11 protein-coding genes and 2 tRNA genes are annotated in these 15,247 nt (G+C 64.5%); 5 read left to right on the top strand and 8 right to left on the bottom strand.

What is annotated here, in order from left to right; all coding sequences use genetic code 11:
- Positions 1-98: 98 nt before the first annotated feature.
- On the bottom strand, positions 99-959 hold the full coding sequence (locus RAD10_RS29425) for a class I SAM-dependent methyltransferase (protein ID WP_461620352.1): 861 nt from the start codon (positions 957-959) through the stop codon (positions 99-101).
- Between the two features lie 373 nt (positions 960-1,332).
- Here RAD10_RS29425 and RAD10_RS29420 point away from each other — a divergent pair, with 373 nt between their 5' ends.
- From RAD10_RS29420 to RAD10_RS29410, 3 genes are all read left to right on the top strand, one after another.
- Positions 1,333-3,174: a caspase family protein gene (locus tag RAD10_RS29420; RefSeq protein ID WP_461620245.1), complete on the top strand. Its 1,842-nt coding sequence runs from the start codon at positions 1,333-1,335 to the stop codon at positions 3,172-3,174.
- Positions 3,175-3,756: 582 nt separating this feature from the next.
- Positions 3,757-4,119 carry a hypothetical protein gene (locus RAD10_RS29415; RefSeq protein WP_092257364.1) on the top strand — a complete coding sequence of 121 codons (363 nt, stop codon included), beginning with the start codon at positions 3,757-3,759 and terminating at the stop codon, positions 4,117-4,119.
- 118 nt (positions 4,120-4,237) lie between these two features.
- Positions 4,238-4,314, top strand: a tRNA-Val gene (locus RAD10_RS29410).
- A gap of 153 nt (positions 4,315-4,467) precedes the next feature.
- Here RAD10_RS29410 and RAD10_RS29405 read toward each other — a convergent pair.
- From RAD10_RS29405 to clpX, 3 genes are all read right to left on the bottom strand, one after another.
- On the bottom strand, positions 4,468-4,872 hold the full coding sequence (locus tag RAD10_RS29405; RefSeq protein WP_461620244.1) for a GFA family protein: 405 nt from the start codon (positions 4,870-4,872) through the stop codon (positions 4,468-4,470).
- 72 nt (positions 4,873-4,944) lie between these two features.
- A complete protein-coding gene (gene lon / locus RAD10_RS29400) occupies positions 4,945-7,368 on the bottom strand; it encodes an endopeptidase La (protein ID WP_091965275.1) in 2,424 nt (807 codons plus the stop codon).
- Positions 7,369-7,693: 325 nt separating this feature from the next.
- On the bottom strand, positions 7,694-8,965 hold the full coding sequence (gene clpX, locus RAD10_RS29395; protein ID WP_018320118.1) for an ATP-dependent Clp protease ATP-binding subunit ClpX: 1,272 nt from the start codon (positions 8,963-8,965) through the stop codon (positions 7,694-7,696).
- A gap of 178 nt (positions 8,966-9,143) precedes the next feature.
- On the opposite strand from clpX, the gene RAD10_RS29390 reads away from it, so the two are divergent.
- Positions 9,144-9,350 (top strand): hypothetical protein, encoded by a 207-nt coding sequence (locus RAD10_RS29390; RefSeq protein ID WP_129590989.1) that lies wholly within the window; start codon positions 9,144-9,146, stop codon positions 9,348-9,350.
- Between the two features lie 86 nt (positions 9,351-9,436).
- On the opposite strand, the gene RAD10_RS29385 is transcribed toward RAD10_RS29390, so the two are convergent.
- The 3 genes from RAD10_RS29385 to RAD10_RS29375 all read right to left on the bottom strand — a co-directional run bounded on the left by RAD10_RS29385 (position 9,437) and on the right by RAD10_RS29375 (position 11,998).
- Positions 9,437-10,072 carry an ATP-dependent Clp protease proteolytic subunit gene (locus tag RAD10_RS29385; RefSeq protein WP_091965273.1) on the bottom strand — a complete coding sequence of 212 codons (636 nt, stop codon included), beginning with the start codon at positions 10,070-10,072 and terminating at the stop codon, positions 9,437-9,439.
- Positions 10,073-10,378: 306 nt separating this feature from the next.
- A complete protein-coding gene (tig, locus tag RAD10_RS29380) occupies positions 10,379-11,740 on the bottom strand; it encodes a trigger factor (RefSeq protein WP_461620243.1) in 1,362 nt (453 codons plus the stop codon).
- Positions 11,741-11,913: 173 nt separating this feature from the next.
- A tRNA-Leu gene (locus RAD10_RS29375) sits at positions 11,914-11,998 on the bottom strand.
- A gap of 154 nt (positions 11,999-12,152) precedes the next feature.
- Between RAD10_RS29375 and RAD10_RS29370 the strand changes: the two genes are divergently transcribed.
- Positions 12,153-13,481 (top strand): multicopper oxidase family protein, encoded by a 1,329-nt coding sequence (locus RAD10_RS29370; protein ID WP_461620242.1) that lies wholly within the window; start codon positions 12,153-12,155, stop codon positions 13,479-13,481.
- A gap of 27 nt (positions 13,482-13,508) precedes the next feature.
- On the opposite strand, the gene RAD10_RS29365 is transcribed toward RAD10_RS29370, so the two are convergent.
- Complete coding sequence (locus RAD10_RS29365; RefSeq protein ID WP_461620241.1) at positions 13,509-15,008, bottom strand: NAD(P)H-hydrate dehydratase; 1,500 nt, start codon at positions 15,006-15,008, stop codon at positions 13,509-13,511.
- Between the last annotated feature and the right edge of the window lie 239 nt (positions 15,009-15,247).

Below are 15,247 nucleotides of genomic sequence, written 5' to 3'. Positions count from 1 at the left end.
ATAGAGACTGCCCACCGGGGCAAGGCGGACCAAAGACCAGTGCGCTGGTTCAGTGCTGGATTCATCTTCAATGCTCGCAACCGGGAGTTCGGGGGCGACTATGTCGCCTTCGCGGTCACGATCCAGATCGCGCCCTGCAACGCGACGCTCTGCCCCTTCTGGAACGGCGCCAGCATCTCGCGGATCGAGGCCTTTGCGGCCGCGTACGTCTCCGGCGGGTGTCCCTGCAGCGCGCGGCTGGCGGGCCCGATCTGCAAGGCGCCGTCAACCGCGGCATCGAGGCCGCCGCCGATCGCGACATCCATCGCCAGATTATGCGGCTCCATCGCCATGTCGACGAAGCCCGCCCCCTTCAGGATGCGCATCACACGCTCCTCCGAGGCGAACGCGAACGGGCCCGGCTCCTCCGGCCCGACCGGCGGCATCTTCGGCACATGCTTGTAGACCGCCATCAGCGGCGCCATCATCCACGGATTTTCCTTCGGCTCGCGCCAGCAGGCAAAGGCAAGCCGCCCGGTCGGCTTCAGCGCGCGCCGCAGGTTGGTGAAGGAGGCAATGGGATCGGCGAAGAACATCACGCCGAAGCGCGAGGCCAGCAGATCGAAGCTCGCCGGCTCGAACGGATGCACCGTCGCATCCGCCAGCACGAAATCGAGCGGCAGGCCTTTTGGCGCGAACGCGCGCGCCTGAGACAGCATCGGTTCGGACACATCGAGGCCGAGCGCGAACCCATCGGGCGCCACCGCCTTGGCGAACGCGAACGTCGTCGCACCGGAGCCGCAGCCGACATCGAGAACGCGCTCCCCGGGCCTCGGCTTGGCGCGGTCGATCAGGGCGTCGGCAATCGGTCCGAGCAGGCTCTCCTGCGCCGCGTGGCGATCGGCCCAGCGCTGGCCGCTCGGGCCGTTCCAATAGGCGATCTGGTCGGCGTTTTGCTCGTGGCCGCTTGGCTGCTGCATGGTGTCCCCGGTCATTCCCATTCGCGATGCCCATCCCGTCGCGGTTTTGCAACCGCACAGGGGCGATACCACGTCGGGATGGCGGGCGCACCCCTTCAAGGAGTCAAGGCGGGTCGCGCGCCGGGCCCGGAATTACGAGATTGCGATGGTCGAACGGCCCTGGCTGATGCGTCGCGCTTCGCGCAGGCACGCCCGGCAGCAATAGCGATAAATGAAATCAAGCAGCGCACACATTGGACCAACCCTCCGTTGTGACTTGCAAGTCGATCATGGCGCGGGCTGGCCCGGACGCCTGTGACGTTGGTCACATAGGGGGCTTTGCCTTGATGGCATGCTCTGGACTATTCTGGTCGCATTGCGATTTGGGGCTGCAATGGGCGTGTTTCGGTTTTTTCTATTTTTATTGACGGTCTTGTGCCTCGGCTGCGGCCCGGCGCACGCGGAAAAGCGCGTCGCCCTGGTGATGGGCAACTCCGCCTACAAGAGCGCGCCTCGGCTGACCAACCCGGTGAACGACGCCTCGGCGGTCGGCGGCATGTTGAAGAAGGCGGGGTTCGACCTCGTCGACATCAAGCTCGATCTCAATGCCGCCGAGATGCGGCGGGCGCTGCGCGACTTCGGTGGCAAAGCGCGTGAGGCCGACGTCGCCGTCGTCTATTATGCCGGCCACGGCATCGAGCTTGACGGCACCAACTATCTGATCCCCACCGATGCCACGCTCGAGACCGACAGCGACGTCCTCGACGAGACGCTGCCGCTGGACCGCGCGCTGTTCGCGGTCGAGCCGGCCAAGCAGCTTCGCCTCGTCATCCTCGATGCCTGCCGCGACAATCCCTTTGCCAAGACCATGAAACGCACGATCGCCGCGCGCGCCATCGGCCGCGGTCTCGCTAAGGTCGAGCCGACCAGCCCGAACACCATGGTCGCCTTCGCGGCGAAGGCGGGCTCGACGGCCTCGGACGGCAACTCCAAGAACAGCCCGTTTGCCGCAGCGCTGGTCGAACGCCTGCCGACGCCGGGGCTCGACCTGCGCAAGGCGTTCGGCTTCGTCCGTGACGACGTCCTCAAGAACACCGGTTACAAGCAGGAGCCTTATGTCTATGGCTCGCTGGGCGGCGACGACGTGCCGCTGGTTGCGACGAAACCGGTCGTCGCCGGCCCCCAGGCCAACCCCGACAGTGAGATCCGGCGCGACTACGAATTGGCGCTTCAGCTTGGGACACGCGACGGATGGACCGCCTTCCTCAACCGCTTTCCGAGCGGCTTCTATACCGATCTCGCCAAAGGCCAGTTGAACAAGATCGCCGCCGAGGAAACCCGTGCGACCACGGCAGACAAGGCCCGGCAGGCGGAAGAGGAGAAGGCCCGGCTCGCAGCCGAGCGCGCCACCAAGGCCGAGCAGGAGAAGGCGGCGGCCGCGGCCAAGGCGGCCGAGGACAAGCGTCTCGCCGCCGAGAAGGCCAAGCAGGTCGAGGAAGCCAAGGCGGCCGCAGCCGAGCAACGCCGGAAAGAAGCCGAGGCGGCAGTCGCGAAGGCAATGGCCGAGAAGCAGGCTGCCGAGAAGGCGCTGGCCGAGAAACTCGCGAGCGACAAGGCCGCAGCTGAGCTCGCCGCCAAGCAGGCCGCCGAGAAACAGGCCTCCGCCAACACGGAGCAGAAAGTGGCAGCGGTTGCGCCCTCTTCGACTCTTCCGGCGATGTCGCCGCAGGAAACGACAAAGCTGGTGCAGTCGGAGCTCCGCCGTGTCGGCTGTCTGACAGCTTCCGCAGACGGCGATTGGAATGCCTCGTCACAACGTTCGCTGGCGCTGTTCAACAAATATGCCGGCACCAAATTCGATGCCAAGCTCGCGAGCTTCGATGCGCTGGACGCGATCAAGGCCAAGCCCGGCCGCGTCTGCCCGCTGATCTGCGATCGCGGCTTCAAGGCAGACGGCGACACATGCACCAAGATCGCCTGCCGCGCCGGCTACCGCGTCAATGACGACAATGAATGCGAGAAGGTGCAGGACAAGAAACCGGTTGCGACGCGCGAGGACGCCAAGAAGCGGGATACTGAGCGCAAGCAAACGGAAGCCAAACCATCCAAGCCTCAGGCAAGCGGGCAGCTTATATGCGGCAACGCAGGCTGTCGTCCGGTCAAATCGGGATGCCGGGTCGAGAGTGGGAGCTCGTCGGGTGCGGGATCGGTCGGATACAGGGAAATGTGTCCCTAACTCTTCGGCAGCTTCAGGAGTTTAGCCGGGTCGAATTTTGGTGCCGGCCCGTTCGGCCCCAGAGTTGGCTGTTCTTCACTTTCCTGGTGCCAGCATTCCGCTCCCTCTCTAATCGTTGCCGATCTCGCTCAAGGCCGCCCCCCCGCGTGCATTTCATTGGGCCACCGCCTGTTGCGCAGGTGGATATGCCTGCGGTGCACGTCGCTCCCGGTCGCATCGTGCCTGTCGAAGTGAACGCCGCGGGCGCAGCGCGGCGAAGGCGAGTCTTGCAAACTGGAACACCTGTCCTCGTCGAGTGGTTTGATTGCTGTTCGACCTTTTGGCGTCGACGTTGAAGTGTTGCCTCGCTTTCGAGCAAAGGTTGGTGGGCGGTCACGGATTCGAACCGCGGACCCTCTCGGTGTAAACGAGATGTCCTAACCAATTAAGCTACCCCCTTGCCGTAGACATCACCGGACCCGACGCAGCCGGTCTCATCCGTGCGCATTGCGGCCGCATTGGTTTCACCGAACGGCCACATCGGAATCAGATGCCAACCAGATTTCGTCGATAGCTTTCGCCGTTCCTCAAACTGGAAAAGGCATGCCCATGCGCAGATTCACCGCGTCCGTCATCGTTGCGGCTCTCTCCCTCGGAACACCGGCTCTCGTGCAGGCACAGGGCGCATCGTCGCAACCCGGCGCGGAACAGCCGTCCACTCAGTCCAGCACGGAGATCCGCAGCATCCAGGTCGTCGACGTCAAGGAATTGCAGCCGGCCGTGCGCGCGAAGGTCGATGAACTCGTGGCGCACACAAGCGACAAGGACATCCAGTCGCTCCGGCAGTCCATCGACGCCACACCGCAGGCGGCCTCCGTGCTCAAGGCCAAGGGCTTGAGCTCGTCACAAGTCGTCGCGATCAATATCGCCGACGGTGTCCTGACGATGTTCACCAAGACAGCCTGACAATCAGGCGGGGTTCCAGGCCGAGGCGTTGCGCAGCGGCGGCGAGCACGATCGCCGCCTCCTCGGGCGCGCTCGGCCCTTGCTCCGACACCCGCCGAGGCGCTAAAGAGGCGCCGTGGGGCGGTTAGCTCAGCTGGTTAGAGCATCTCGTTTACACCGAGAGGGTCCGCGGTTCGAATCCGTGACCGCCCACCAGCCTTCGCTCGCTTCGCGAGCTACGGCTCGGCAAGCCGGCAACTCGGCAAACCAGCAACTCGGCAAGCCAGCGTTAGTGCTCGTGGCGCGAAGCGAGCGCAGGCTGCCGCGCCGAAGCCCAACGGGCGAAGGCGGGCCTGTCGCAAACCAACCTCAATCCTGCGGCCTCCCCGGCAGCAGCGGCACCGCGTCGATCCACACCGCCGCCGACTGGCACCAGATCTGCCTGGCGGGGCGCAATTTGTCGCGCTGGCGGATAGAGCCCCAGCGGATGCCCCAATCGTCGGCCTGGTCGCCCTCGCCGCTGGTGAACAGCGGGGAACCGCAATCGGCGCAGAAGTGCTGGAAGCGCATCCGGCCGTTGTCACCGCGCTTGCCGTAGACTTTGGGCGTACCGCCGGTCAGGCGGACATCAGCGCCGGCACAGACGGCCGTCACCCGGAACGGCGAGCCGGTCAGCGTCTGGCAATCGGTGCAGTGACAGACCGAGACCTCCTCCGGATCGACCTCGGCCTCGAAGGTGATTGTCCCGCAATGGCATTGCCCGTCGATCTGCATCGGCCTCCTCCCCCTGCCCGCAAAACAAAAACGGCGCCCGAAGGCGCCGTTCTATCATCTTTTCACTGAGCCTCAGTGAGCGGTCAGGCCGCCGGCGGCTTCATCGCCGTCCGGCTTCACCGTCACCTTGGTGTCCTCTTCCCAGACGATCGGCACAGGCTTCTTCACCAGCGCCTTGGCGACGACGTCGTCGAGGCGCGAGACCGGGATGATCTCCATGCCGCCCTTGATCGCATCGGAAATCTCCGTGAGATCCTTGGCGTTGTCCTCGGGGATCAGCACCGTCTTGATGCCGCCGCGGGCCGCAGCCAGCAGCTTCTCCTTCAGGCCGCCGATCGGCAGCACGCGGCCGCGCAGCGTGATCTCGCCGGTCATCGCGACATCGTGGCGGACCGGGATGCCGGTCATGACCGAGATGATCGCGGTGGCCATGGCGACGCCCGCGGACGGGCCGTCCTTCGGCGTCGCGCCCTCAGGCACGTGCACGTGGATGTCGCGGCGGTCGAACATCGGCGGCTCGATGCCGTAGTTGATCGCCCGCGAGCGGACGTAGGACGCCGCCGCCGAGATCGACTCCTTCATCACGTCGCGCAGATTGCCCGTGACCGTCATCTTGCCCTTGCCGGGCATCATGACGCCTTCGATGGTGAGCAGTTCACCGCCGACATCGGTCCAGGCAAGGCCGGTGACGATACCGACCTGCGGCTCGCTCTCGATCTCGCCGAAGCGGTACTTCGGCACGCCGAGCAACTCTTCCAGAGTCTTCTCGGTGACCTTGACCGACTTCTTCTTGGAGATCATCAGCTCCTTCACCGCCTTGCGGGCGAGTGTGGAGAGCTCACGCTCCAGATTGCGCACGCCCGCTTCGCGGGTGTAGCGGCGGATCAAAAGCAGCAGCGCGTCGTCGTCGATCGAGAACTCCTTGGAGTCCAGGCCGTGCTTGGACACCGCGTTCGGGATCAGATGCTTGCGCGCGATCTCGACCTTCTCGTTCTCGGTGTAGCCCGCAATCCGGATGATCTCCATGCGGTCCATCAGCGGCCCGGGAATATTGAGCGTATTCGCGGTCGTGATGAACATCACGTTGGACAGATCGTAGTCGACCTCGAGATAGTGGTCGTTGAAGGTCCCGTTCTGCTCGGGGTCGAGGACCTCGAGCAGAGCCGAGGACGGATCGCCGCGGAAATCGGCGCCCATCTTGTCGATCTCGTCCAGCAGGAACAGCGGATTGGACGACTTCGCCTTCCGCATCGACTGGATGATCTTGCCGGGCATCGAGCCGATATAGGTGCGGCGGTGACCGCGGATCTCGGCCTCGTCGCGCACGCCGCCGAGCGAGACGCGCACGAATTCACGCCCCGTCGCCTTCGCGATCGACTTGCCGAGCGAGGTCTTGCCGACGCCGGGAGGACCGACCAGGCACAGGATCGGGCCCGTGAGCTTGTTGGCGCGTGACTGCACCGCGAGATACTCGACGATACGTTCCTTGACCTTCTCCAGCCCGTAGTGATCGGAGTCCAGGATGGCTTGCGCCGCTTCCAGATCCTTCTTCACCTTGGACTTCTTGTTCCACGGGATCGACAACAGCCAATCCAGATAGTTGCGCACGACGGTCGCTTCCGCGGACATCGGCGACATCTGGCGCAGCTTCTTCAATTCATGCTGCGCCTTCTCTCGCGCTTCCTTGGAGAGCTTGGTCTTGGCGATCTTCTCTTCGAGATCGGCGAGCTCGTCGCGACCGTCGTCGTCGCCGAGCTCCTTCTGGATCGCCTTCATCTGCTCGTTGAGATAGTACTCGCGCTGGGTCTTCTCCATTTGTCGTTTGACACGAGAACGAATCCGCTTCTCGACCTGCAGCACCGAGATCTCGCTCTCCATCAGGCCCAGCACCTTCTCCAGGCGCGTGGTGACGGACAGCGTCTCCAGGATACCCTGGCGATCCGCGATCTTGACGGCGAGATGCGAGGCAACGGTATCGGCGAGCTTGGCGAAATCCGTGATCGCCTGCACGACGCCGACGACCTCGGCCGAGATCTTCTTGTTGAGCTTCACATAGCTCTCGAAGTCGGACACGACCGAGCGCGACAGCGCTTCCGCCTCGACCGACTTCGCATCGGTGTCGGCCAGCGCAATGGCGGTCGCTTCGTAATAGTCGGCGCGATCGGTGTATTTCTGCACGCGCGCACGCTCGAGCCCTTCGACCAGCACCTTCACGGTGCCGTCGGGAAGCTTCAAGAGCTGCAGCACGCTGGCAAGCGTACCGGTCTCGTAAATGGAGTCGGGCGCCGGATCATCGTCGGACGCGTTCTTCTGCGTCGCGAGCATGATCAGCGCGTCGTTCTTCATCACCTCTTCGAGCGCGCGGATCGACTTCTCGCGACCGACGAAGAGCGGAACGATCATGTGCGGGAAGACGACGATGTCGCGCAGCGGCAGCACGGGATAGGCGTGCGTTTCGCCATGAACGATGGTTGGCCGGGGTTTTGGATTAGTCATGGCCTTTTCCTTTTGCTTTGCCCCCTTGCACGCAGCCCGCCATGCTCATGCGCAACCGCCACAAGGTGCCGAGGTGATCCGCAAAACCGATCGGTCCGTTTTCGCGTTGGACCGGCTCGCCGGATCGGAACTGAGGCGAATCTGGAAGAGAATTTTCGCTCGCCGCCGACATTAGGTGGCTATCGACCCGGGGGGTGTCAAGTCATTGAAAAACGCGCGCCATCAGGCGCTTACGCAACGCGGTAAGCGACGCAACATCGGCTGCGGAGATACACTTCCGCAGCCCACTTTGAGGATACAATTGGAGCGTTCCAGCGCCGAAAGATCAGGCGCTGGCGTTCTCGACGGCGCGATCGGACCGATCGGCGTAGATGTAGAGCGGACGCGCCGTTCCTTCCACGACTTCGCGCGAAATCACGACCTCTTCCACACCTTCCAGGCCCGGCAGATCGAACATGGTCTCGAGCAGGATCGCCTCGAGGATCGAACGCAGCCCGCGCGCGCCGGTCTTGCGCTCGATCGCCTTGCGGGCGACCGCGCCAAGCGCCTCGTCGGCGAAGGTCAGTTCGATGTTCTCCATCTCGAACAGCCGCTGGTACTGTTTCACCAGCGCGTTCTTCGGCTCGGTGAGGATCTTCTTCAGCGAGGTCTCATCGAGGTCCTCGAGCGTCGCCACGACCGGCAGACGGCCGACGAACTCGGGGATGAGGCCGTACTTCAGGAGGTCCTCAGGCTCGACGTGACGGAAGATCTCGCCGGTCCGGCGGTCTTCCGGCGCCATCACCTGGGCCGCGAAGCCGATCGAGGTCGACCGTCCGCGCGCCGAGATGATCTTCTCGAGGCCGGCGAAGGCGCCGCCGCAGATGAACAGGATGTTGGTGGTGTCCACCTGCAGGAACTCCTGCTGCGGATGCTTGCGGCCGCCCTGCGGCGGGACCGAAGCCACCGTGCCTTCCATGATCTTGAGCAGCGCCTGCTGCACGCCCTCACCCGACACGTCGCGCGTGATCGAGGGGTTGTCGGACTTGCGGCTGATCTTGTCGATTTCGTCGATGTAGACGATGCCGCGCTGGGCGCGCTCGACGTTGTAGTCGGCGGCCTGGAGCAGCTTCAGGATGATGTTCTCGACGTCCTCGCCGACATAGCCGGCCTCGGTCAGCGTCGTCGCATCGGCCATGGTGAACGGCACGTCCAGGATGCGGGCGAGCGTCTGCGCGAGCAGCGTCTTGCCCGAGCCGGTGGGACCGATCAGCAGGATGTTCGACTTCGCGAGCTCGACGTCGTTGTGCTTGGTCTGGTGGTTGAGGCGCTTGTAGTGATTGTGCACCGCGACCGACAGGACCTTCTTCGCATGGCTCTGGCCGATCACGTAGTCGTCCAGGACCTTGCAGATTTCCTTCGGCGTCGGAATGCCGTCGCGCGACTTGACCAGCGAGGATTTGTTTTCCTCGCGGATGATGTCCATGCAGAGCTCGACGCACTCGTCGCAGATGAAGACCGTGGGACCCGCGATCAGTTTGCGGACTTCGTGCTGGCTCTTGCCGCAGAACGAGCAATATAGCGTGTTCTTGGAGTCGCTCGTGCCGACCTTACTCATTCATGTCTCCGTCCGCGGTTCGATCCCGTTCCGCTCGATCGCTCCATTCCGACACGATGGTCGGCATGAAGCTTAAGTAGAGCAAATTCCGTACCAAAAAAGACCCTACGCGTTACATCCCGTGCGAATCACGGTCACTCGATTCTCCGCGATCATAGCCGATCATTCGTAGCCAACCATGCTGTCACCCGACTATCAAGAATTCGCTAATCGGGGCTCGCCGGCTACCCGTGACAATACCGTGATTTCCGGTCTTGGCACGGGCGAAGTGATCGAAATCACCCCGGCGTTGCTGGATTGCCACGAAAAACAAGCACGAAAGCGGAACCTTCTGCTTGTCGCAGGGCGCAAAACACCGTTTTGCGACGCGCGCACGCGTCCATAGCGTGAACGCCACCTGATTGATGGTAGCAGGCGATCCCAAGGAGCTACCCAAGGGCCTAACAAGGGATCGCCGCAGCCCCAGTAGTGCTACGGGGTCTTCGCCGCCGCCGGTTCCTCGGCGCGCTTGTCGATGACCCTGTCGACCAGGCCAAACTCCTTGGCGTCGTTCGCGGTCAGGAACTTGTCGCGCTCCAGCGCGTCCTCGATCGACTTGTAAGTCTGGCCGGTGTGCTTGACGTAGATCTCGTTGAGCCGCTTCTTCAGGTTCAGGATTTCCTGCGCGTGCAGCATGATGTCGGTGGCCTGGCCCTGGAAGCCGCCGGAGGGTTGATGCACCATGATGCGCGCGTTCGGCAGCGAGAAGCGCATGTCCTTCTCGCCGGCGGCGAGCAGCAGCGAGCCCATCGAGGCCGCCTGCCCCGTGCACAGCGTCGAGACCGGCGGGCGGATGAACTGCATGGTGTCGTAGATCGCAAGGCCCGACGTCACCACGCCGCCCGGCGAGTTGATGTACATCGAGATTTCCTTCTTCGGATTTTCCGCCTCGAGGAACAACAACTGTGCGACGACCAGCGTCGACATGCCGTCCTCGACCGGGCCGGTCAGGAAGATGATGCGCTCCTTCAAGAGGCGCGAGAAGATGTCGTAGGCGCGCTCGCCACGGTTCGTCTGCTCGACCACCATGGGCACGAGGTTCATGTAGGTTTCAACCGGATCGCGCATGAGTCACCTAGGGTTTTTAAGAGGCGGACATCGCCAGTCTTGACTGCCAGTTTGGGCTGGATCTGCTGAAGGCCGACGGACGTCCTGTGATGCAGGAACTTGGTAGAGATAGAAAGGCGTACCGACAGATATAGCCCAATTCGCTTCTGACAAGTGCGGAGCGCATTAAGGCTTAATCCGTCGGGCAGTTGAAGCTGATTCGCACAAAGAGGCCCAGCCGGCCATCTGGCTAGCTGGGCCTCTTCGCTGATCATCCTTAATGGATGGCTGCCTCAGAGCCCCATTCCGATGGCATCGGAACGGGCCTCAGGCAGCGGTCTTTTCGGCTTCGTCGTCCTTGTAGAGGTCCTCGCGCGAGACCTTCTTCTCGGTCACGTTGGCGAGCTCGAGGATGAAGTCGACGACCTTGTCCTCATAGATCGGTGCACGGAGCTGGGCCAACGCCTGGGCGTTGCTGCGGTAATAGTCCCAGACTTCCTTCTCGCGGCCGGGCATCGAGCGGGCGCGCTCGATCACGGCGCGGCCGACCTCGTCGTCGGTCACGGTGATCTTGTTCTTCTCGCCGATCTCGGAGAGCACGAGACCGAGCCGCACGCGGCGGTCGGCGATCTTGCGGTACTCTTCCTTGGCGGCGTCCTCAGTGGTGTCCTCGTCGGCAAAGGTCTTGCCGGCGGAGTCCATCTCGGCCTTGACCGAGTTCCACATCAGACTGAACTCCTCGTCGACCAGCGAGGGCGGCGCCTCGAAGCGATGGGCTTCGTCGAGGCGGTCGAGCAGCGCGCGCTTGACGCGCTGGCGCGTCGCGCCGGCGAATTCGACGTTCAGACGCTCGCGCGCGGCTTCCTTGAGCTTGTCCAGCGATTCGAGGCCAAGCGTCTTGGCGAACTCGTCGTCGATCGCGATGTCCTGCGGCGCCTCGATCGAGGTCGCGGTGGTCTCGAACTCGGCCGGCTGGCCGGCGAGCTTGTCGTTCATGTAGTTCTTCGGGAACGACACTTTCAGCGTGCGGGTCTCGCCGGCGCCGATACCGATCAGCTGCTCCTCGAAGCCGGGGATGAAGGTGTTGGAGCCGATCACGACCTGGATGCCTTCGCCGGTGCCGCCCTCGAAGACTTCGCCGTTGATGGAGCCCTTGAAGTTGATGGTGACGCGGTCGCCGGACTCGGCCTTGGCGCCCTCCGCCTTCGCGGCATAGCCGCGGTTGGTATCGGCGATGCGCTTGATCGCCTCGTCGACGTCGGAATCGGTGACGTCGGCCACGGGCTTCTCGACCTGGAAGGTTTTGAAGTCGGCGAGCGCGATCGCCGGCACCACCTCGATCGCGACCGTGTAGGTCAGATCGGTCTTGCCGCTCAGGAGCTCTTCGACCTCGGCCTGCTCGCTCGGCATGGTGATCTTCGGCTCGGTCGCAAGGCGGAAGCCGCGCTCGGAGAACAGCTGCGTGTTGGTGTCGCGGATGGTCTGGTCGATGGTCTCGGCCATCACCGAGCGGCCGTAGACCTTCTTCAGGTGAGTGACCGGCACCTTGCCGGGACGGAAGCCGTTGATGCGGACCTTGTCCTTGAGGTCGACGAGCTTGGCGCCGGCCTTGGCGTCGAGATCAGACGCGGGAACGCTGATCTTGAACTCGTGCTTCAAACCTTCCGAGAGGGTTTCTGTGACCTGCATGGCGTCCAATCTTCTTCCCGTTCGGTCCCGGCGCGCATGCGTCGGGACGCTGTCATCAATCGATCCGGCGCGAGGCAAACGCCTCAACGCCGGTGCTTCATCAAACCGGCTCCCGGCGGACCAACATCCGCGCGAAAGCAGGTCTCGTAATCCGTGCAAACGCGATAAGCGCTTGGTGCGGGCGGAGGGACTCGAACCCCCACAACTTTCGTCACTGGAACCTAAATCCAGCGCGTCTACCAGTTCCGCCACGCCCGCTTAAATTTGCATCTAGACCGGCCGCGATGCCGCGGGCGGCCGGGCTTATAACATGTGCCTGACTGTTCGCAGCAAAAAAATGGCCCGATGGAGGCAGGCTCTACGTAGGCACGATGGCTGGACTTATCCAGCGTGGCGTGGTCCGGATCGGCCCATGAAAACGCGGTTCTTCGACCCGACCCGACGCGAGCTTTTGGCCGGCCTCGCCGCCGGGCTTGGCACCGGGCTTGGAGCCTCGGCGGCCGGGCTGGTCGCCAGCGGTGCCGCGCCGGCCCTGACCGCCCAGCTTTCCCTTCAGGCAAGGCCGCAAACCCTGGCTCTCAGGCCGGGTCAGCCAGCTACACCAATCTGGGAGCTGGCCGCCGTAAGCCACATCGGAAACGTCCGTCTCAAGCGAGGCGACCGCTGCGAGGTGGTGTTTCGCAACGACCTGCCTGTCCCACTTGCCCCAGCCTGGTACGGCCTCAATGGCCCGGCCGCGGCCGACCCGCTGCGCGGGCGCGCGCCCGCTCCGCCGGGCGCGACCGAAACCTCAATTATTTCAGTACCAAGCGCGGGAACCCTGCTGGCCGACTTCCGCCTCTTCGAGGACGTCCTCACGCAGCCCGCGCGCCCGCTTCCGGTCATCGCGCAGGAGGCAAACGCTGGCGCGGTCGATCGCGACGAGGTCCTGCTGATCGAGGAGTGGCGGCTGCGGCCGGACGGCACCGCACTCCCCCCGGGACGTGCCGCAAAGGACGCGACGCCGCTCTATACGCTTAACGGACAGACTTCATTTGAACTCTCAGCTGCAGCTGGTGAGCGTTTGCGGCTGCGCTTTATCAACGGCTCCCAACGCACTGTTCTGGCGATCAAATTGGAAAACCCTGGCGTCCGGGTGATGGCCCTGGACGGACAACCAGCCGAACCGTTCCCGGCGCGCAACGGCGCTCTGGTCCTGGCCCCGGGCGGGCGTGCCGATGCCATTGTGGATGCGGCCAGCTCGGCCCCAATTCTGCTCCATGACGGCAAGGAGGCGTACCAGATCGGCTCGCTTGCGGTCTCCGGCAGGCTGGAGCGCCGCGCGCCGCTGTTGCCGCCGCAGCCGCTCCCTTCCAACGACCTGCCCGACAAGCTCGATCTCCGAGGCGCCCTGCGGTTCGATGTCGCGCTCGGCGCAGCCGACGCTGGATGGGCACGGTGTGCCGACTTCTCCAGATCCTCCGCCCCGGCCTTCCGCGCCAAGCCCGGCCGCACCGTCGTGCTGGCCCTCAAGAACCCCGGCACGGTCGCGACCGTCTTCCACCTCCACGGCCACCACTTCCGCCTGCTCGACAAGCTCGACGACGGCTGGAAGCCGTACTGGCTCGACACGCTCGCGATCGAGCCCGGCCAGACCCAGCGCATCGCCTTCGCGGCGACCGCATCCGGACAATGGCTGATCGAATCCGTCGCGACCGACTGGGCCGCCCCGCGGCTGGTGCGCTGGTATGGGGTGGAGTGAGTTTTTGTAGGATGGGTAGAGCGCAGCTCAGTACTCCACCCCCAGCGCATCATAGATCCGCCGGTGCACGGCCGGCAGCGTCTCGGTGAGATCCTCCGCGATCAGGCCCGGCCCGGCTTCGCGTCCCGCCTCGCCATGCATCCACACGCCGATGCTGGCGGCCTCGAACGCCGGCACGCCTTGGGCCAGCAGCCCTGCGATGATGCCGGCGAGCACGTCGCCGGCGCCGGCGGTGGCGAGCCAGGGCGGCGCGTTGGCGGCGATGATGGCGCGGCCGTCGGGGGCGGCGATGGTGGTGTCCGGGCCCTTCAGGAGCACGACGGCGCCGGAGCGCTCGGCGGCATCGCGCACGCGCTCCAGCTTGGAGCGGCCCGGAAATTTGTTGCTGAGATCGGAGAACAGACGCGGAAACTCGCCCTCGTGCGGGGTCAGCACCACCGCATTGTCCTTTGATGACTTGATCGATTCGAACAGGCGCTCGGGGGTTGCGGCAAAGCTCGTCAGCGCATCGGCATCGAGCACCAGATGACGCTGCGCACTGAGCGCGGTGTGAACGAGATCGCAGGTGTGCTCTCCGATGCCCGCGCCGGGGCCGATCATGCAGGTGTTGTAGCGCTTGTCGCCGAGCAGCTCGCCGAACTCGACGACGGTGTCGACGGGGCGAACCATGACCGCCGTGAGCGCGGCCGCATTGACCGCGAGCGCATCGCGCGGGCTCGCCAGCGTCACAAGGCCCGCCCCGGCGCGCAGCGCCCCGCGCGCGGCGAGCCGCGCAGCGCCGGTCGCCGCCGCATCGCCGGAGACCGCCAGCACATGCCCCCGCGCGTATTTGTGGCCGTCGATACGCGGCACCGGAAAAGCGGCGCCCCAGACATCCGGATCGTCCTCGAACGTCTGCGGCGCGATCTCGTCGAGCACCTGCGCGTCGATGCCGATGTCGGCGACACGCACGCGGCCGCAATGCATCCGGCCGGGCAGCAAGAGATGCGCCGGCTTCTTGCGGAAGAAGGTGACGGTCTCGGTGGCGTTCACCGCCGCGCCCATCACCGCCGCGCTGGTGCCGTTGATGCCGCTCGGCAGGTCGACCGCGAGCACCGCGGCGCCGTTGGCGTTGATCGCCTCGATCATCGCGCGCGCCTCGCCATCGACGGGACGGCTGAGGCCTGCGCCGAACAGCGCATCGATGATCAGCGCCGGCCGTCCGATCGCCTGTGGATTGAACGGGAGCACCGGGTGCTTCCAGCCCCGCGCGGCGGAGGCCGCGTCGCCCTGGAGCTGGTCGCGCTCGCACATCAGGATGACCGAGACCTCCCGCCCCTGCGCGGCGAGCTCGGCGGCTGCGACAAAACCGTCACCGCCATTGTTGCCGGGGCCGGCCACGATCAGGATTGGCCCCTCCTCCACCAGCGCCTGGGCGGCCTCGGTGACCGCCTGGCCCGCGCTCAGCATCAACTTGAAACCGGGCGTGCCGGCCGCGATGGTGAGCTGGTCGGCGCGCTGCATTTCAGCGGTGGTCAGAACTTCCATGCCACTTCCCTGGTCCAAACGCCTTTTCAACAGGCACGTTCCGTGCCGCCCCACCCTGGGGAACGTCGATCTGCACACATATTGAACCGTTTGCCTATTTCGTAGTCTTCGGTATTTTGTGCAGGTCGGCACCACTACTCAGGGATGCTCGTTAAAAGGCTGATAACGCTCCAATAATCAGGGCATTTGCAACTTGGCATAGACCCTGCTTTCGAGGAAGCCGCTTCGGTTCGTCGTGC

Source organism: Bradyrhizobium sp. 23AC (assembly GCF_054863025.1).
This window is presented reverse-complemented; position numbering and strand designations above follow the sequence as displayed.

Coding starts and splice junctions, on each gene's coding strand:
- RAD10_RS29370 (WP_461620242.1), top strand. CDS start 12,153: ATGAAAACGCGGTTCTTCGACCCGACCCGACGCGAGCTTTTGGCCGGC.
- RAD10_RS29425 (WP_461620352.1), bottom strand. CDS start 959: ATGCAGCAGCCAAGCGGCCACGAGCAAAACGCCGACCAGATCGCCTAT.
- lon (WP_091965275.1), bottom strand. CDS start 7,368: ATGACTAATCCAAAACCCCGGCCAACCATCGTTCATGGCGAAACGCAC.
- RAD10_RS29405 (WP_461620244.1), bottom strand. CDS start 4,872: ATGCAGATCGACGGGCAATGCCATTGCGGGACAATCACCTTCGAGGCC.
- RAD10_RS29390 (WP_129590989.1), top strand. CDS start 9,144: ATGCTGTCACCCGACTATCAAGAATTCGCTAATCGGGGCTCGCCGGCT.
- RAD10_RS29365 (WP_461620241.1), bottom strand. CDS start 15,008: ATGGAAGTTCTGACCACCGCTGAAATGCAGCGCGCCGACCAGCTCACC.
- RAD10_RS29385 (WP_091965273.1), bottom strand. CDS start 10,072: ATGCGCGATCCGGTTGAAACCTACATGAACCTCGTGCCCATGGTGGTC.
- clpX (WP_018320118.1), bottom strand. CDS start 8,965: ATGAGTAAGGTCGGCACGAGCGACTCCAAGAACACGCTATATTGCTCG.
- tig (WP_461620243.1), bottom strand. CDS start 11,740: ATGCAGGTCACAGAAACCCTCTCGGAAGGTTTGAAGCACGAGTTCAAG.
- RAD10_RS29415 (WP_092257364.1), top strand. CDS start 3,757: ATGCCCATGCGCAGATTCACCGCGTCCGTCATCGTTGCGGCTCTCTCC.
- RAD10_RS29420 (WP_461620245.1), top strand. CDS start 1,333: ATGGGCGTGTTTCGGTTTTTTCTATTTTTATTGACGGTCTTGTGCCTC.